Below are 17914 nucleotides of genomic sequence, written 5' to 3'. Positions count from 1 at the left end.
CTTCCGTTCTCAAGTCCCCGGCCCGCCGCCCTGATCCGGGGACTTGCAGGAAATCGGGTTGGCGTGCGAAGTTCAGCCGCATGAAACGTCGCACGCCACCCGATTCTCCCATGCTTTTCGAAGATGTCCCACTGCTTCCGGATTTCCGGCTGGAGCTGAAGGCGCGCAAGGCCGGCCACTGGCCTGTTGCCGGCGCCGACGAGGCGGGGCGCGGGCCGCTGGCGGGGCCAGTCGTTGCCGCCGCCGTCATTCTCGATCCCAAGCGCATCCCCGATGGCCTGAACGATTCCAAGCAGCTTTCCGCGCAAAGACGGGAAGAGCTCTTCGAGCAGATCCTTGCCACCGCGACCGTCGCGATCGCCTCATCCAGCTCGCGCCGCATCGACGAGACGGATATCCGCAAGGCGAGCCTCGACGCCATGCGCCGCGCGATCCTGAGCCTCTCCATCCCGGCAAGCTATGTGCTGACCGACGGGCTGGACGTTCCGCCCGGGCTTGAGTGCCCCGGTCAGGCCGTCGTCAAGGGCGATGCCCGCTCCGTGTCGATCGCTGCCGCCTCCATCGTCGCCAAGGTCACGCGCGACCGGATGATGACGCGCGCCGACCTGATCTTCCCCGCCTATGGTTTCGCCGCGCACGCCGGCTACGGCACCGCGCGCCACCGTGCCGGCATCGACAGCCACGGCCCATGCCCGCTGCATCGGATGAGCTTCGGGCGACTCAAGCAGTTCCTGGTCACCGACGGCGAGTAGGCGACACCTCGCACGTCGTTTCAGCATTACCGCGACAACATCCCCAAAACGCAAAAAGCCCCGGCGAACCGGGGCTTCGAAATGCGATAGGACCGATCTCAGTTGAGGCGGGTCTTTACCTGGCCGAGGGCGTTGCCGAAGAGTTCGGACTGAACCTTGGCATCGGCCTTCTTGACGAGAACCGTTTCAGCGGCGGCGATGGCGAGGTCGACGGCTGCGGAACGAACCGCCTTCATCGCATCGGCTTCGGCCTGCTTGATCTTCGCTTCCGAAACCGCGGTGCGGTTGGCAACGAATTCCTCGGTCTTCTTCTTGGCTTCGGCGGTGAACATTTCCGCTTCGCGCTCGGCGGCTGCCAGGATATGGGCAGCTTCCGCTTCGGCTTCCTTGCGCTTGCGCTGATATTCGGCCAGCAGGTGCTGGGCCTCTTCACGCAGACGCTTGGCTTCCGACAGCTCGTTACGGATCTGATCGGCGCGGTCGTCGAGCGACGTCGCCATCATGCCGGGAACCTTGAGGTAGACGACCAGCGCCAGGAACAGGACGAGACCGACGAATGCGAAGAATGTTGCGTCCAGTGCAAATTCCATCGATCAAGCTCCCTTCTTGGCCGCGGTAACGGCGGACGTGACTTCAGCCTTGGTGGCGGTGCCACCGACCAGCTGCTCGACGACGGCCTTTGCCGTTTCCTCGGCGATCGTGCCGACATCCGCGAATGCCTTCGCCTTGATATCGGCGATATGGCCTTCCGCAGCCTTCAATTTTTCGCCCAGAGCGGCTTCAACCGCACGGCGGTCGGCCTCGGCCTTGAGCTTGGCGGCGTCGCGCGCTGCCGTGCCGATTGCGTTCGACTTGGCGCGGGCTTCTGCGAGTTCGGCTTCGTAGGCAGCAACGTCTGCGTCTGCCTGCGCCTTCAGGCGTGCAGCCTCATCGAGGTCCTGGGCAATGCGCGTGTGGCGCTGCTCGAGGATACCGCCGATGCGCGGTGCAATGACCTTTTGCATGAGCACGAAGAAAATGACGAAGGTAATCGCCAGCCAGAGCAGCTGGGACGCATACGTCGAAGTATCGAAAGGCGGAAAAACACCGCCATGGTGTTCGGCTGGCACGCCGGTCTCGGTATGAACCTCGCCTGCGGCCGGGGCAGCATGCGCGTCTGTACCGGTCGCTGCACCAGTTTCTGCGGTTCCCGCCGGGGCTTCTTCAGCGTAAGCCGGGGTCACAAAAAACATGCTCACCTCCAGGTGTACTGCAAATACAAAGGATCACGGCTCGCTGTTCGCAGGCCGTGATCCCTCAGTGCGCCGAAATTAAACGGCGAACAGCAGAAGGAGAGCGACGAGCAGCGAGAAGATGCCCAGAGCTTCCGTAACGGCGAAGCCGAATACCAGACGGCCGAACTGGCTGTCAGCGGCAGACGGGTTGCGCAGGGCGCCCGACAGGTAGCTGCCGAAGATGTTGCCGAGGCCGAGAGCCGTACCGGCCATACCAAAGCAAGCGAGGCCTGCACCGATGAATTTTGCTGCTTCCGCGTCCATGTTGTACTCCTTTGAAATGGTTGTTGCGGCGAATTGACTGACGCCCGCGGGCGTCAATGTCGGTATCCCTTAGTGGCCACCCGGATGGATCGCGTCGTTGAGGTACATGCAAGTCAGCACCGCAAAGACGTAAGCCTGGAGGAAGGCGACGAGGAACTCGAGACCCGTCAGGGCGACGGTCATGATGAGGGGAAGAACGGCGCCGCCGATACCAACCGCACCCATGGCTCCAAGCGAGGCAACGAAGCCCGCGAACACTTTAAGGGTGATGTGACCGGCCAGCATGTTGGCGAAGAGACGAACGGAGAGCGAAATCGGACGCGACAGGAACGAGATGATTTCGATGGCGACGACCAGCGGCAGCAAGATGCCGGGAACGCCCTGAGGCACGAAGACATTCAGGAAGTGGAAGCCGTGCTTATAGAAGCCGTAGACCAGAACCGTGCCGATGACGAGCAGAGCAAGAGCAAAGGTGACGATGATCTGGCTGGTGATGGTGAAGAAGTATGGGAACATGCCGAGCAGATTTGCCGTCAGCACGAACATGAAGAGCGAGAAAACCAGCGGGAAGAACTTCATTCCCTTGGATCCGGCGCCTTCTTTCAGCATTCCCGCGATGAACTCGTAGGACATTTCGGCGACCGACTGCGAGCGGCCCGGCACGATGGCACGGTTCGACGTCGAGAAATAGAGGAAGCCGGCGGCCACGGCAGCGGAAGCCGCCATGAACAGCGAGGCGTTCGTAAACGAGAAATCAATCCCGCCGATTTCGATCGGCACAATCTTCTGGATCAGGAACTGATGAGTCGGATCGTTAGACACCGCTTGTTCTCTCTATATCTTATACCCGCACGAGACGGGATTATTGCACTGGATCGAACGCCTGAACGTTCCGCCCTATTTCCGGTCGCTTTCGCGCATATCGAGATCAGGTTTCGCAACCTTGCCCGCAGCGCGCATCACGTTCAGCACGCCGGCACCAAATCCAAGAAGAAGAAGTACGATCAATCCCCAAGGCGCAGTGCCGACAAAACGGTCGAAGAGATAGCCCAGGACAGCGCCGACCACGACTGCGGAAATGAACTCGCTCGAAAGCTTCATCGCCTGGGCATAGCCCTTGCGGCTTACCTCGGCGCGGGCCTCGTCGGCCTCGTCCTTCCCCGCCTCGATGCGCTTGGTCGCGAGTTCCGCTCCCAGTTGCGCACGGCGCTTTTCCAGACTCTCCTCGCGGTCATCCGCCATCGTGCTCTCCTCCGCCTGCCGCCGTCCGCTACGCCGCTACCCCGGTTTACCGGACAACGACCCCAAGGCTGAAGAACCTTCCGGCCCGCTTTGAAGTCGCGCGCAACATAGTTTTAGCAAAATCCATAGTCAAGGCGTAGCAGGCCGATGTCCAGCCATAAAATAAGCGATCAAAAACATATGGTTAGATCGATACCGGCGGGTTGTGGCGGAATCGGGGGAAAGAATCCGCGGGCTGACGCGGCAATAAGGCGCGAAAACGCGCCTTTTACCGGGTTTTTGTCAGCTCCAGCCGCCGCCATAGGTGCGGTAGAAGACGTGCAGGCCGATGCGGCCGACCTTTTCCATGGTCTTTGCCCATTTCGGGCGAACATAGACGGCGTGGTAATGGGTGGCGGAGCCAACCTGGGGCAGCCAGATGCGGCCGGCGGTGACCGCCATCGCCACATCGCGGGCGATTCTCCAATGGGCCTGCGAGTTCACGCGGTCCTTGATGTTGTCGCAGGCGAAGGAGAACTGGCAGCGGTTGCGCCAATCCTCGTTCTGGTAGACGACGCCGCAGATGGTCTTCGGGTAGGCCGGGTTGCGCACGCGGTTGAGGATGACCTGGGCGACGGCCGCCTGGCCCTTCACGGTTTCACCACGCGCCTCGAAATAGATGCCTGATGCGAGACACTGCTGCTCGGCTGGCGAGAAGACGCTGGCCGGCAGGATGCTCGCGGCCCAGGCGTGATCCTTCGGGCCGATCTGCGGCACGAAGCGGCCATTGTCGGCCTTGTCGGTCAGGATCGAATCGAAGGGGGACTGGCGGGCGTAATCGGGAGCGGCGGGGGCGAAGGCGGTGGCGAGCACGTCGGACTTGTTGCTGGTGACGAGATCAGCCAGCATCGGCGAGATGTCGGCGGCGGGCTTCGGCGGCTGCTTGCGATAGAAGTTGGTGGCGATCTCGATTTCCTTGCCGCGGATCTTCGGCTTCACGAAGGCCGACTTGTCCTTCAAATTGAAGGTCGGCTGAAACAGAAGGCGGGTCCGCTGCAGGATCGAGCCGGCGGAGAAATCCTTTGGCGGCTGCACGCGCTCGACAGCGACCACCCTGCCCTTCTTGGTGGCGCGATTGACGCGGTCTTCATCGGGCGTGTCTTCGTGGCCCTTGTTCTCGGCGGTGAAGGCGACCTTGCGGCCATCGGGCAGCACCATGCCGGCGCCGGATGCGATCGCGCCGGTGACCGCGGGATCCGCGAAGGCGAGCTCGGCCTGGTGGATGGAGCCGGCGGGCGAGTTGGTCAGCACCATGCGCCAGTTCTCGCGGCCCTGGTCGAGGCCGGCCAGAAGGGCTGCCAGATCGGCATGCGAGGCCATGGTGGGGAACATCAGCCACGCGCAGACGCCGAAGAGCGCGGGGGAACTCCATCTTTGCAGCAAAGGGCGCAGCTTATCAAAGCGGCGCAACGCACCAGGGGTGCGTGATTTGCCAGGGACACGACTATTTCGACGCAACACCAGACTCCGGCATGGGACGCATGAACATGCCGATAAAAATGTCTCATTAACCTTGATGCTTGGTTAATACGCCGCCCCCAATTGATACAGCATTTGCTTATAGATACTGAAACGCAAAAGCCCGGCGCGAGGGCCGGGCTTTTGGAGGATGGAGTACCACGTCAGATGATGACGTGCGATCCGAGCTCGACCACACGGTTTGCCGGCAGGCGGAAGTAGTCCGACGGGTTGGCGGCGGCGTTGGCGAGCGCGATGTAGAGGCGGTCCTGCCAATAGGGCATGCCCGACTTCGCATCCGGCACCAGCTTGCGGCGGCCGAGATAGAAGGAGGTCGACATGATGTCGAACTTCAGCCCGGTCTTGCGCAACGTCGCCAGCGCCTGCGAGACGTTCTGCGATTCCATGAAGCCGAACAAAAGCTCGACGCGCGAGAAGCGCTCGGAGATCTGCTCGACCTTGTAGCGGTCGGCACTCGGCACGCGCGGCTTGTTGACCGTGCGGATCGTCAGGATCACGTTCTTGTCGTGAAGGACGTGGTTGTGCTTCAGATTGTGCAACAGCGCGGCGGGTGCGGATTCCGGATCGCTGGTGAGGAAGATCGCGGTGCCCGGAACATGGGCCGGCGAGTGGTCGCTCTTGCGCTCGATCGAGGAGATGAACGAGGCCAACGGGATATCCGTATGACGGGTCTTTTCCATCAGCAGCGCCGAGCCGCGACGCCATGTCCACATGACGACAACGAAGGCGGTGGCGATCAAGACAGGGATGTAGCCGCCATCGTGGATCTTGATGAGGTTGGCTCCGAGGAAGATCATTTCCAGCACGAAGAGCGGCGCCAGCACGGCGGTCGCCGTCAGCACCGACCAGTTCCAGCGGACGCGGACGAACTCGAAGGCCATGATCGAGGTCACGACCATGGCGCCGGTGACGGAGATACCATAGGCCGTGGACAGCGAATCCGACGAACCGAAGGAGATGACCAGGAAGATCACGCCCAGGAACAAGAGCAGATTGACCGACGGCACGAAGATCTGCCCGGTGTTGGTTTCCGAGGTGAAGAGGATTTCCATGCGCGGCAGGAAGCCGAGGTTGATCGCCTGGCGGATCAGCGAGAACGCGCCGGTGATGACCGCCTGGCTGGCGATGATGGTGGCGGCGGTGGCCAAGATGACGGCCGGCAGCAGCGCCCACTTCGGGAACATCAGGTAGAAAGGGTCGCTCATGGCATGCGGGTTGCCGAGCACCAGAGCGCCCTGGCCGAGATAGTTCAGCGTCAGCGCCGGGAAGACCAGCACGAACCATGCCCACTGGATCGGGCGGCGGCCGAAATGGCCGAGGTCGGCATAAAGCGCTTCGGCGCCCGTCAGCGTCAGGAACACGGCGCCGAGCACAATCACGCCAAAGAAGCCTTCATGCATGAGGAAGCTCACGGCATAATAGGGATTGAAGGCGGCGAGGATGCCGAAATCATCCGAGATATGCGAGATGCCGACGACGGCGAGCACGATGAACCAGAGCGCGGTGATCGGCCCGAAATAGCGCGCCATCGTTCCCGTGCCGCGCGATTGCACGGCAAAGAGCACGGCGAGGATGGCGACCGAGATCGGCACGATATAGCTGCTCAGCTGCGGCGCGACGAGCTTCAGACCTTCGACGGCCGACAGAACCGACAGCGCCGGCGTGATCATCGCGTCGCCCAAAAAGAGTGCCGCGCCGACGAGGCCGAGCATCATCAGAAGCGCGGTGTGGCCGTTGGCGGTCTTCAGCAGAAGCGCCAGCAGCGACAGCGTGCCGCCCTCGCCTTCGTTGTCGGCGCGCAAGAGAAGCAGCACGTATTTGATTGTGACGATGATGGTCAGCGCCCAGATCATCAGCGAGACGACGCTGATGACCTCGAAACGGGTGAGGCCATCGGCGGCGACGGGCTTCAGCGCTTCGCGAAACGCGTAAAGCGGGCTGGTACCGATGTCACCGTAGACGACACCGACAGAACCCAGCGCAAGATAGAAGAGCTTGCGCGGGCTCATGTTCTGGTCGTGTGAATGGCTGTCTGCGGACATGAAACAAAAACAGGCTCTTCAGAGCCAGCCTTTCCAACGGAAGAAGAAGAAGGGAATGACGGCGGAAACCAGCATCAACCCGAGCGAATAAGGATAGCCCTGGGCGAAATGCAGTTCCGGCATGAATTCAAAATTCATACCATAGATGGAGGCGACCAGCGTCGGCGGCAAGAAGACCACCGATGCGATCGAGAAAATCTTGATGATCGAGTTCTGTTCGATGTTGATCAGACCCAGCGATGCATCGAGAAGGAAGGTGATGTTGCCGGCGATATAGGACGAGTGCTCGTTCAGCGACTGGATATCGCGCGAGACGGTGCGGCACAGTTCCTTCGTGGCACGATCCTGCTGCACGGCCGGCACATTGTAGAAGAAGGTCATCAGCCGCGACATGGAGGCCAGGCTGTCGCGCACCTTGCTGACGAGGCGCTGATGGGCAGCGATATCGCGCAGCTTCTCCTCGAGATAGTTCGAGGGCTTGCGAACCTTCTTGGCGCGATCGCCGAAGACGTGGGTCGACAAGATATCGATGCGGGCGACCGAGATTTCGAGAATTTCCGCCGTGCGGTCGATGATGGTCTCAAACAGCTTGGCGAGCAGCGACGCACCGTTGCGCCAGTGGGCGGGAATACGGTGAAGGGCTGCGATGAAGAGCGCGAAGGACTTGGGCTGGGCGTAGCGGATGGTGATCAGCCGCTTGCCGGCGAGAATGAAAGCGACATCCGTGAGGACAGGCGCATCGGTCTCTGCCTTCCAGACCAGCGAGGCGGTCATGAAGACGGCATCGCCTTCGGTATAGAGACGGGCTGAGGGCTCGATATCCTTGAGGTCCTCGCGGGTCGGCACTTCGATGCCGAGCGCCTTCTCCACATAGGCCTCTTCCTCGCGCGTCGGCTCGATCATGTCGATCCAGACGATATCGTCGCGCATGGTCTCGACCTTGGTGAGATCACCGAGCTCGACCGATTGGCAATTGGAGCAATAGGCAGTGATCACCGGGTGCTTCTCCCGTGATCCAGGGCTGTGAGGGCCATCGCCGTTCGCATCAAAAAACCTTCCGCGAAGCGCCTGAAAAAGCGGCGCTCAAGCTGCAAGTCTTCAAGATTAACGAAAGCGGCTGAAGAATGTTCATCAATATCCCGTCATAGCCGGCCGAAGCTCGGGTATGCACTATGCTCAACCGCATCGCAGTCACCAATCCTTCGATCGACAAGAGAACTCCGAACATGCAGCTGGCATTCGCCGCTGCAGGGCTGGCTATCATCGAGCATTCGCACACGCCGCCCTCATGGCGACGGCGCGCCATATGACGGAAACCCACGCAAGAATCAAGACATCTTACGTGAACTGCGTTGTTTGATCACATTTTGCCCGCAATTGGGAGTCTAGCCGCGCGGTCTGAAACGGCACACATCACTCGAATACGATAGCGGGAGCGGCACGCTGCGGCTTCTGTTCAAGCTGCGCCCAGACCTTGGCGGCGATGTCGCGATAGATGCCGGCGACGATGCCGTTCGGCTCGCTGGCGACCAGCGGGGTGCCGGCATCGGAGGCTTCGCGGATGTTGATCGTCAGCGGCACTTCGCCGAGGAAGGGCACGCCAACGCGCTCGGCTTCGGCGCGGGCGCCGCCATGGCCGAAGATATCGTAGCGCGCGCCGGTATCGGGAGCGATGAAGTAGCTCATGTTCTCGACGATGCCGAGAACCGGCACTTCCACCTTCTTGAACATGTTCAGCCCCTTGCGGGCATCGATGAGCGCCAGATCCTGCGGCGTCGAGACGATGACGGCGCCGGCGAGCGGCACCTGCTGGGCCATGGTGAGCTGCGCGTCGCCGGTACCGGGCGGCATGTCGACGACGAGAACGTCGAGCTCGCCCCAGGCGACCTCACGCAGCATCTGCATCAGCGCCGACTGCACCATCGGGCCGCGCCAGATCATCGCGGTCTCCTCATCGACGAGAAAGCCCATCGACATGACCTTGAGGCCGTAATTCTCCATGGGATTGATGATGCGGCCATCGGTCTGCGTCGGGCGGCCGGAGATCTGCAGGAGGCGCGGCATGGAGGGGCCGTAAATATCGGCGTCGAGAATGCCGACGCGCAGGCCATTGGCCTGCAGGCCGAGCGCGAGGTTGACCGACGTGGTGGACTTGCCGACGCCGCCCTTGCCGGAGGCGACCGCGACGATGGCGCCGATCCCGGGCACGCCGATCTTGCCGGCGCGTTGCTGCGGCTGCGCGTGTGCGTGGCCTTCATGACCATGTCCAGCCTGGGGCGGCGTGCGGGAGGCGGCGGCGCCCGATGGCGCGCCCTTCTTGTCGGCCGTCAGCGCGACCAGGGCGCCTTTGACGCCTGGCATTTCCTTGATGACGCGCTCGGCGGCGAGCCGCAGCGGCTCCAGCTCCTTGGCGCGCTCGGCGGGGACGGTAATGGAGAAGTAGACCTTGCCATCCGATATGAACACATCGGAGACCATGCCGAGCTCGACAATATTATGCTCGAGATCGGGGCCGCGCACCGTTGCCAGCGTTTCCAGCACCTGTTCCTTGGTGACTTCAGTCATATCGTCCTCACACCCTTATCTGGCTCTGTAGATAGAGGAGCGCGAAGTGATCGCCAAACAAAATCGGCGCTAGGCAAAAACCTGGGAAGAAGGGGGGGGAGTTTCCAAAGGAGACCGCTGAGCCATCAAGTCCGCCGGGCTTTCGCCCTGATGGCACAACGGTCACCCAAGTGGATAAGGGGTTTCTAGGGCGTCAGATCTGAAAGACCAGTCAGAATTGAGGGAAAAATGCATAAGCCCGCGCTTATAGGCCGGGAGGCGTATCCCAAAAACAACAACCCGCCGCTCGATGTCCAGCGCACAGGGCTGCCGGGATCGAGCGGCGGGTTGAAGGTCGCGCCTTTAATATGGCGTCGTTGCCAAGTCCCCTCTGGACCGCTGACAATTAGGAAGCAGAAAGCGTGCCAATTCGAAATGGCGCCGAATCTGGTCCTATCCGCAGCAAAAGAGGCCGGATTGCCCGCGCCCTGGCGCAATTTTTAGGCTGCTGCGACAATAGCGCACAGTATTTGGGCAGCTACTTGATCAGGCCGATGCGCAACGCCTTGGCAACGGCCTGGGTGCGATTGACCGTGTCGAGCTTCTTGGTGGCGCGGTTGAGGTAGTGATTGACCGTATGCTCGGAGAGACCAAGGATATCGGCGATCTCGACGCTGGTCTTGCCGGCGGCGGTCCAGTTGAGGCAGTCGATCTCGCGGTCGGTCAGGGCGTCGACCACCCGGTTGTCGAGCGCGCGGATCTCGGCCAACCTGTCGAAGACATGCGTGGAGATATAATGAAGCTCCAGCATCTCCTCGGGCGCGAAGGGCTCGCGGTCGCCGGAGAAGGAGACCGCGCCGCGGGCGCCGGAGGGATCATGCGTCGGGAAATAGGCGCAGCGCATCATCCGGAAGCGCTCGAACAAAGCCATGACGATGCCAGACTTGCCGTCCGACCGATCCAGCTTCGCCTTCGACAGGTCGTTGAAGAACGGAACGGTCGACGAGCGCAGCTTGCCCATGACAGGACTGTTGGTCAGCAGCGCCTCGTGATCATAGGCCGAGAGCAGCTCGGCCGGCCAGTTGGTGATGACCGTGTTGCTCTGCAGATCACGTGCAGTGGCCGAGGGGAGATTGAGCACCATGAAGGCGCGAACCCGGTAGGCTTCCGTCAGCCTCTTCATGAAACGAAAGATATCGAACTGGGTGTTTAATCCAGATACCTCGTTTACGTACACGTTCACGGAAGTCGAATGCGGCAAAGGGTTCATGGTGTCATCAGCTCAAAAAATCAGGGACGTCATAAGTGGCCTGCTCAGGTCGCATGCCGACGGCAGCATCGCCGTCAATATAGCCTACGGCACTACACCCCAGGACTGGGGATTGACAACTGGCAATTGTGACGATTCTTCACAAAATCACAATATGCCCTGCCGCTGAAAATGAGCATATTTCCGTACGAAAGGTGACAAAGCATCCCTGGATTTGACGATTGTCAAATTGGCAGGGTGTCAGCGGCGCGGGCCAAGGCCGATCCGCATGCCGCTCATGATGCTTTCGGCGGCCCGGCGGACGGGCAGCGCCCACTCCTCCAACCGCTCAAATGTCAGCCGATAGGCCGGTCCGGTGACGGAAACGCCGCCGACGAAGGACAGGTCCTCGGAGTAAACGGGGGCCGCGACACAGCGGATGCCGACCTCGTGTTCCTCGCGGTCGAAGGTATTGCCCGAGCGGCGGATGTCGGCGATCTCGCGGCGCAACGTCTCCGGCGTCAGCGTGTTTTCCGTGAAGCGTTGGAACGACACGCTTGATATGATCGCGTCCAGCCGATCGTCCGGCAGCGCTGAAAGTGCCGCCTTGCCGACGCCGGTGCAATAGATGGGCGAGGCATTGCCGATCTGCGAATACATCCGGACCGGCTGGCTGCCCTCGACCTTGTCGAGATAGATGACGGAGGCGCCGCGCAGGACGCCGAGATGCACGGTCTCGCCGGTCAACTGCTGCAGGGCGTTGAGATGCGGTTCGGCGATCAGCCGGAATTCGTTGCGTGCCCAGCTGCGCGAGGCGAGATCGAGAAGACGCAGGCCGGGTGCATAGCGCCCATCGGCCAACACTTCCAGCAGGCCTTCCTCGGTGAGGTGCCCAAGCTGACGGTGCAGCGTTCCTCGCGGCTGGCCGGCGACCGCGAGGATATCGGTGAAGCGCATCGGGCTGTCGGCGTGCGTGACGATATCGAGCAGCACCATCAGCTTGCCGAGCGTGCCCGTCTCGCGTTTGTCCGCACCCTCGTTCTTATCCACGGCGTTTTTATCCATGATGTCGCCATCAGTCGCGCCCATGCTGGCCCTCATGCCTTGACAGAGACCATAGGCTAATCCGATAATTCCATATAGTCAAATTGAGTTCTGAATAATGGAACTATCGGGAGGATAGTGGTGGCGGAGCTTGGAGCGCAATATCCCGAATTCAGGGACCGAAGCGTGGTGGTGACGGGCGGCGGCTCCGGCATCGGTGCCGCGATCGTCGAGGGGTTCGCGCGCCAGGGCGCCAAGGTCTCCTTCATCGACATCGCCGAGGAAGAAAGCCACGCGCTGGTCGACCGCTTGTCGCGCGACAGCCTGCACCCGGTGCGCTTCCACCATGCCGATCTGCGCGATGTCGCTGCAATCCGCGCGACCATCGAGGCGATCGTTGCCCATTCCGGCCCGATCGGCGTGCTCGTTAACAACGCGGCGCGCGACGACCGGCATGATTTCGACCAGGTGACACCCGAATACTGGGACAACAACCAGGCGACCAATCTGCGGCACGTGTTCTTCGCGGCGCAGGCTGTGGCGCCATCGATGCGCGAGGCCGGTGGCGGGGCGATCATCAACATGTCGTCGATCGCCTTCATGCTCAACATGCCCGACTTCCCGGCCTACACGACGGCCAAGGCGGCGATCATCGGGCTGACGAAGAGCCTGGCCGGCAAGCTCGGCCCCGACAATATCCGCGTCAACTGCATCCTGCCGGGCATGATCGTCACCGAGCGGCAGATGAAGCTGTGGCTCACCGAAGAGGGCATTGCCGGCATGATCGAGCGGCAGTGCATCAAACGCGTTTTGCAGGCCGACGCCATTGTCGGGCCCTGCCTGTTTCTAGCATCCGACGGCGCCTCCGCAGTGACGGCGCAGTCCCTTATTGTCGATGGAGGCATTTTCTGATGGCAACACCCCGATATATCGCGGTCGACTGGGGCACGAGCAGCTTCCGGCTGTGGCTGATCGGCAGCGATGGCAGCGTACTGAATGAAAGCCGCAGCGACGAAGGCATGACGACGGCGGCCAAGACCGGTTTCGCCGAGGTGCTGGCAAAGCATCTGGCCAAGGTCGGGGCGCCCGATAATATCCCCGTCATCGTCTGCGGCATGGCCGGCGCCAAGCAGGGCTGGGTCGAGGCCGGCTATGTCGACGTGCCCACGTCGCTGTCGGCGATCCTGACCGGCGCCGTGCCCGTGCCCGGCCAGAGCCGCGACATCCGCATCCTGCCGGGCCTTGCCCAGCGCGACCGGGCATCGCCCGATGTGATGCGCGGCGAAGAGACCCAGCTGCTCGGCGCGCTTGGCCCCGATAGCACCGGCGCGCAGGCCGTCTGCATGCCCGGAACGCATTCGAAATGGGTGCATGTGCAGGAAGGCGAGGTCATCGGCTTCTCCACCTTCATGACCGGCGAACTGTTCGACGCGATCACCAAGCACACGATCCTGTCGCATGCGGTTGCCGGCGCCGAGCAATCGCCGGCCGACAACTCCGCCTTCAAGGCATCGGTCTCGACTGCCTTCCGCCAGCCGCAGATGGCGACGAACCTGTTGTTCACGGCCCGCTCCGGCCAGCTGCTGCACGGCATGACCGCTTCGGCGGCGCAGGCGCGGATTTCCGGCACGCTGATCGGCCTGGAGATCTCGGGCGCGCTGGCCGACGCCGCCAACGACACGCCGATCGCGCTGGTCGCCTCCGGCCGTCTGCAGAAGCTTTACGAGACCGCCTTCAAGGCGCTCTCGCTCAACGTCACGACCATCGATGCCGATACGGCGGTGCTTCGCGGCCTTTCGGCCGCTGCAAACGCCATCTGGCCCAACTAAGCCCAATCAAGAAAGAACAGAGCGATGAACCGCATCCCCTTCCCCGCCATGAAGCGCCCGCTGATCGCCATCCTGCGTGGGATCAAGCCCGAGGAGACCGAGGGCGTCGTCGGCGCGCTGATCGAAAACGGCCTGACCGCGATCGAGATCCCGCTGAACTCGCCAGAGCCGTTCAAGTCGATCGAGATCGCCGCCAAGATGGCGCCGGCCGACGTGCTGATCGGCGCCGGCACCGTTCTCACGACCGAGGCGGTTGACAATCTCCACAATGCCGGCGGCAAGCTTCTGGTGACGCCGAATGTCGAGCCAGACGTGATCATCCGCGCCCGAAACTACGGCATGGTGACGATGCCCGGCGTCTTCACGCCCACCGAAGCGCTTGCCGCGGCGCGCGCCGGCGCAACCGGGCTGAAGTTTTTCCCGGCCAGCGTGCTCGGCCCATCCGGCATCACGGCGATCCGCGCCATCCTGCCGCCGGAACTGACGATCGCGGCCGTCGGCGGCGTCTCCGACAAGAATTTTGCCGAATACACCAAGGCCGGAATCCTGGCCTTCGGTCTCGGCACGAGCATCTACAAGCCGGGAATGACTGTCGCTGAGGTTGCCGAGCGCGCAAAGGCAACCATTTACGCATACGACGCAGCAGTGGGAGCTTGAGCGTATGACCGACATTCATGAGTTCGCGGGGCGGACTTTGTCGAGCACCAATTCGGTGCTGGGCGAAGGACCGACCTACGATCCCGATACCAATACCATCTGGTGGTTCAACATTCTCGGCAAGGAATTGCACGAACTGAACCTTTCGACCGAAGAGAAGAAGGTGCACACGCTGCCTGTGATGGCGAGCGTGCTGGCGCGGATCGACGCCAAGCGGCAGTTGCTCGCGACCGAACAGGGCCTGTTCGTGCGCGATATCGAAAGCGGCGGCCTGACATTTTACGCCGCACTTGAAAACGACCGGCCGGAAAACCGCTCCAACGACGGGCGCATGCATCCCTCGGGCAGCCTGTGGATCAGCACGATGAGCAAGCGCGCCGAAACCCAGGCCGGCGCGATCTATCATGTGGCGCGCGGCAAGGTGACGAAGCTCTTCGGCGGCATCACCATTCCGAACTCGATCTGCTTCTCGCCCGATGGCTCTGTCGGCTATTTCACCGATACGCATCTCAGCCGGCTGATGCGGGTGATGGTCGATCGCGAGACCGGCCTACCGACCGGCGAGCCGATCGTGCTTGTCGACAGCATGGAGGAGGACGGCGGGATCGACGGCTCCGTGGTCGATGCCGACGGCTATATCTGGAACGCACGCTGGGGTGCCGGCACCGTCGATCGCTACAGCCCCGACGGCCTGCGCATCGCCCGCTACAAGGTGCCCGCTGCACAGCCTTCTTGCCCGGCCTTCATCGGACCGGATGCGGATCGGCTGGCGGTCACCACCGCCTGGGAAGGCCTAGACGACGCGGCCCGTGCCAACCAGCCGGATGCCGGCGCCCTGCTTGAGCTCGGCGTCAGCGTCCGCGGCGTTTTCGACGCAGCCTATATTCTCTAAGGCATCTTCCAGGATGTGTTTTGAAGGGCGTCCCTCGGGGGCGCCCTTTTGCGTTGCAGTGACACGGCGATCTCTGTCTCACGCTGTCCCAGCGCCTGAAAAGTTCCGAAAATTTCGTCAGTTTCTGCGTGTATTTTTCTGGGAACCATTAGCCAACCCATTCATTTACTTCACGAACCGGCCGAGCTGATACAGCTCTCGCTAAAAGAGAAAAGCGCGGCCAGAGATCACCCAAGGACACTGAAAGTAGGTACGATATGACACGCAAACTTCTCACCACCGTTGCCGCTGGCGCCCTGTTTGCCACGGCCTTCGCACCGGTCGCTTTCTCGCAGAGCGCGACCCAGCCGGCCTCGCCGAGCGCACCGTCCATGTCGGCACCGGCCGACCCGGCAGCGCCGAAGCCGGATGCCATGAAGCCGGCAGGTGATGCCGCCCAGGCGCCCGCACCGGCCGCCACCACCGATACCGCACAGGCAGGCGGCGGCACCTATCTGACGGAGCAATCCGCGGATCAGATCAGCGCCAACACCTATATCGGTCAGGCCGTCTATAACGGCACGAACGAGAGCATCGGTAACGTCAACGACCTGATCATGAAGAAGGACGGCGGCCTCGTCGCAGCCGTGATCGGTGTCGGCGGCTTCCTTGGCATCGGCGAAAAGAACGTGGCCGTGCCGATGGAAAAAATCACCGTGGCCCAGAACACGACGGATGGCAGCGTCAAGCTGACGACCTCGGAAACGGCTGAAACGCTGAAGGCAGCGCCGGAATTCAAGACGCTGCAGATGCAGTCGGCCGAAAAGGCCCCGGCTCCGGGCGCGATGGATAACACCGCGACCGGCTCAACGACAGCCAAGTAAACACTGCATCGTTAGTCGCAGTGCATGCGTAACCGATGGCGTCCGAGAGGGCGCCATCGGCTTTTGTGGTATGTGGAGATCGTTGCTGTCGGGCAGCGGAGATGGCACAATCTAAGGCATGGAAAATCGCGCCGCCAAAGCCATTGCCGATGACATGCGATCGACGCTGAACACAGTGCTCGGACAGCTGGCGCGTATCGACAGCAAGCTCGACACCAAACCGGATCAGGGTTGGATCATCAATGTGGTCTGCAGCATCCTCGGCGTCGTGCTCACGGCGATTGCTGCCACGGCAGGCCTGTTCGCGCTGATCAAGTAATAGGCGGCGCTTACGCCATCGCCCGTTCGCCGGTGTCGTATTCGTTCTCGTGCAGGAACCTCAGCGTCGCGATGGCGTCGGCGGGTTTGCCGAAATAATAGCCCTGCCCCATGCCGCAACCGAGCATGCGCAGTTTCGCCGCTTCCGAATAATCCTCGATGCCTTCCGCGACGACTTCGAGATCGAGGCCTTCGCACATGGTCAGGATCGCCTTGATGATGTGCTCGGACGCACGGTCGGAATTGATGCGCGAGACAAAGGCGCGGTCGATCTTGATCTTGTCGAACATGAAATCGCGCAGGCGGCCGAGGCTGGACTGGCCGGTGCCGAAGTCATCCAGCGAGATGCGCACACCGGCCTGTCTGAGGTCGGCGATGATGCGGTTTGCGGTATCGGCCGAGCCCATGACGGCGGTCTCGGTGATTTCGAGTTCGAGACGGTGCGGATCGAAGCCGACGCGACCGAGGATGGAGAGCACGTTGGCGCTGGTGCCGGGGTCCATCAGCTGCGCGGATGAGAGGTTGAAGGACAGGAACATTTCGCGCGGCCAGGAAAGTGCCGCTTCCGCCGCCTTGCGCAGCAGCGCTTCCGAGAGTGCATCGATGAAGCCGCGTTCTTCGGCGAGCGGCACGAAGACGCCGGGCGAGACGAAGCCGAGATCCGGATCGTTCCAGCGCGCCAGCGCCTCGAAGCCAAGGACCTGGCTGGTGGCGAGCGAGACGATCGGCTGGAAATGCACGTCGATGGCATCGGAGATGATGGCGTTTCTGAGCGCCTGCTCGAGCTGCGTGGCGCGCTTCATTTCCTGCGCGATCTCGCGCGAATAGACGGTGATCTGGCTGCGGCCGCGGCGCTTGGAGCGATAGAGCGCGGTCTCGGCACTCTTCAACAGCTCCTCGAACTCCTCGCCCGCGAAGGGATAGATGGCGAAGCCGAAGGAGGCCGAGAGGCGCACGTTGCGGTCGCCGAGATCATAGGGTGCCGACAGTACCTCGCGGATCATCTGGCCGAATTTCTCGGCGCTGGCGCGCTCGAAGACCAGCGGCAGGACGAAGGCGAACTCGTCGCCATCATGACGCGTGACGACGGCGCCATCGGGGATGCAGGCTTTCAGGCGGTGGGCGACCTGGCAGAGAATTTCGTCGCCGGCGGCGGAGCCGAAGAGGTCGTTGATCGGCTTGAAGCTATCGAGATTGGCGATGCCGATGGTGAAGGGTGCCGGATCGTCGGCGCGTTCGGCCGAGATCTGGGCGATACGGTCGCGCATGCGATAGCGATTTCCGAGCCCGGTCAGCGGGTCGGTATAGGCCATCGTCTGAAGCTCGTTCTGGCTTACCGGTGCCAATGGCATATCCGCCAACATCATCATTCTGATCCAGAGCTTCCCCAATACCCGGCAGAATGGCGGGCAAGTCTTAAAAATTC

At 62.0% G+C, this 17914-nt stretch carries 19 protein-coding genes; 7 read left to right on the top strand and 12 right to left on the bottom strand.

The window, feature by feature from the left end; genetic code table 11:
- The first annotated feature begins 80 nt into the window (after positions 1 to 80).
- A complete protein-coding gene (locus ACVTFQ_RS02340; protein WP_111561830.1) occupies positions 81 to 752 on the top strand; it encodes a ribonuclease HII in 672 nt (223 codons plus the stop codon).
- Between the two features lie 98 nt (positions 753 to 850).
- Here ACVTFQ_RS02340 and ACVTFQ_RS02335 read toward each other — a convergent pair whose 3' ends face one another.
- The 11 genes from ACVTFQ_RS02335 to ACVTFQ_RS02285 all read right to left on the bottom strand — a co-directional run bounded on the left by ACVTFQ_RS02335 (position 851) and on the right by ACVTFQ_RS02285 (position 11950).
- Positions 851 to 1342 (bottom strand): F0F1 ATP synthase subunit B, encoded by a 492-nt coding sequence (locus ACVTFQ_RS02335; RefSeq protein ID WP_018898619.1) that lies wholly within the window; start codon positions 1340 to 1342, stop codon positions 851 to 853.
- A 3-nt stretch (positions 1343 to 1345) separates the two neighbouring features.
- Positions 1346 to 1984 carry a F0F1 ATP synthase subunit B gene (locus ACVTFQ_RS02330; RefSeq protein ID WP_111561829.1) on the bottom strand — a complete coding sequence of 213 codons (639 nt, stop codon included), beginning with the start codon at positions 1982 to 1984 and terminating at the stop codon, positions 1346 to 1348.
- Positions 1985 to 2062: 78 nt separating this feature from the next.
- Positions 2063 to 2290 carry a F0F1 ATP synthase subunit C gene (locus tag ACVTFQ_RS02325; RefSeq protein WP_015338972.1) on the bottom strand — a complete coding sequence of 76 codons (228 nt, stop codon included), beginning with the start codon at positions 2288 to 2290 and terminating at the stop codon, positions 2063 to 2065.
- Positions 2291 to 2359: 69 nt separating this feature from the next.
- Positions 2360 to 3112: a F0F1 ATP synthase subunit A gene (locus tag ACVTFQ_RS02320; RefSeq protein WP_018898617.1), complete on the bottom strand. Its 753-nt coding sequence runs from the start codon at positions 3110 to 3112 to the stop codon at positions 2360 to 2362.
- A gap of 75 nt (positions 3113 to 3187) precedes the next feature.
- Positions 3188 to 3532: an AtpZ/AtpI family protein gene (locus tag ACVTFQ_RS02315; RefSeq protein WP_018898616.1), complete on the bottom strand. Its 345-nt coding sequence runs from the start codon at positions 3530 to 3532 to the stop codon at positions 3188 to 3190.
- Positions 3533 to 3814: 282 nt separating this feature from the next.
- On the bottom strand, positions 3815 to 4903 hold the full coding sequence (locus ACVTFQ_RS02310) for a cell wall hydrolase (RefSeq protein ID WP_111561828.1): 1089 nt from the start codon (positions 4901 to 4903) through the stop codon (positions 3815 to 3817).
- Between the two features lie 290 nt (positions 4904 to 5193).
- The gene (locus ACVTFQ_RS02305) at positions 5194 to 7092 is read right to left on the bottom strand and encodes a potassium transporter Kup (RefSeq protein WP_018898614.1); all 1899 of its coding nucleotides are present in this window, start codon (positions 7090 to 7092) and stop codon (positions 5194 to 5196) included.
- Positions 7093 to 7110: 18 nt separating this feature from the next.
- On the bottom strand, positions 7111 to 8088 hold the full coding sequence (gene corA, locus ACVTFQ_RS02300) for a magnesium/cobalt transporter CorA (RefSeq protein ID WP_018898613.1): 978 nt from the start codon (positions 8086 to 8088) through the stop codon (positions 7111 to 7113).
- A 417-nt stretch (positions 8089 to 8505) separates the two neighbouring features.
- Positions 8506 to 9657, bottom strand: coding sequence for an iron-sulfur cluster carrier protein ApbC (gene apbC / locus ACVTFQ_RS02295; RefSeq protein WP_112437103.1), 1152 nt, complete (start codon positions 9655 to 9657; stop codon positions 8506 to 8508).
- 517 nt (positions 9658 to 10174) lie between these two features.
- Positions 10175 to 10906, bottom strand: coding sequence for a helix-turn-helix transcriptional regulator (locus tag ACVTFQ_RS02290; protein WP_047508087.1), 732 nt, complete (start codon positions 10904 to 10906; stop codon positions 10175 to 10177).
- Between the two features lie 240 nt (positions 10907 to 11146).
- The gene (locus ACVTFQ_RS02285; RefSeq protein WP_111561945.1) at positions 11147 to 11950 is read right to left on the bottom strand and encodes an IclR family transcriptional regulator; all 804 of its coding nucleotides are present in this window, start codon (positions 11948 to 11950) and stop codon (positions 11147 to 11149) included.
- Positions 11951 to 12070: 120 nt separating this feature from the next.
- Here ACVTFQ_RS02285 and ACVTFQ_RS02280 point away from each other — a divergent pair, with 120 nt between their 5' ends.
- The 6 genes from ACVTFQ_RS02280 to ACVTFQ_RS02255 all read left to right on the top strand — a co-directional run bounded on the left by ACVTFQ_RS02280 (position 12071) and on the right by ACVTFQ_RS02255 (position 16489).
- Complete coding sequence (locus ACVTFQ_RS02280; protein ID WP_047508090.1) at positions 12071 to 12841, top strand: SDR family NAD(P)-dependent oxidoreductase; 771 nt, start codon at positions 12071 to 12073, stop codon at positions 12839 to 12841.
- On the top strand, positions 12841 to 13758 hold the full coding sequence (locus ACVTFQ_RS02275; RefSeq protein WP_111561826.1) for a 2-dehydro-3-deoxygalactonokinase: 918 nt from the start codon (positions 12841 to 12843) through the stop codon (positions 13756 to 13758). Before ACVTFQ_RS02280 ends, ACVTFQ_RS02275 begins: the two co-directional genes overlap by 1 nt.
- Before the next feature lie 24 nt (positions 13759 to 13782).
- Complete coding sequence (locus ACVTFQ_RS02270; protein WP_111561825.1) at positions 13783 to 14415, top strand: 2-dehydro-3-deoxy-6-phosphogalactonate aldolase; 633 nt, start codon at positions 13783 to 13785, stop codon at positions 14413 to 14415.
- A 4-nt stretch (positions 14416 to 14419) separates the two neighbouring features.
- Positions 14420 to 15307, top strand: a complete 888-nt coding sequence (locus tag ACVTFQ_RS02265) for an SMP-30/gluconolactonase/LRE family protein (protein WP_111561824.1) — start codon at positions 14420 to 14422, stop codon at positions 15305 to 15307.
- A gap of 257 nt (positions 15308 to 15564) precedes the next feature.
- Positions 15565 to 16170, top strand: coding sequence for a PRC-barrel domain-containing protein (locus tag ACVTFQ_RS02260; protein ID WP_111561823.1), 606 nt, complete (start codon positions 15565 to 15567; stop codon positions 16168 to 16170).
- Positions 16171 to 16288: 118 nt separating this feature from the next.
- Entirely contained in the window at positions 16289 to 16489 is a 201-nt protein-coding gene (locus tag ACVTFQ_RS02255; RefSeq protein WP_111561822.1) for a hypothetical protein, read from the top strand.
- 10 nt (positions 16490 to 16499) lie between these two features.
- On the opposite strand, the gene ACVTFQ_RS02250 is transcribed toward ACVTFQ_RS02255, so the two are convergent.
- Positions 16500 to 17858 (bottom strand): putative bifunctional diguanylate cyclase/phosphodiesterase, encoded by a 1359-nt coding sequence (locus ACVTFQ_RS02250; RefSeq protein WP_018898601.1) that lies wholly within the window; start codon positions 17856 to 17858, stop codon positions 16500 to 16502.
- Between the last annotated feature and the right edge of the window lie 56 nt (positions 17859 to 17914).

This window comes from Rhizobium sp. O111, assembly GCF_055616315.1.
Note: the sequence above shows the minus strand (reverse complement) of the source record. Positions and strands in the feature narration are given on the sequence as shown.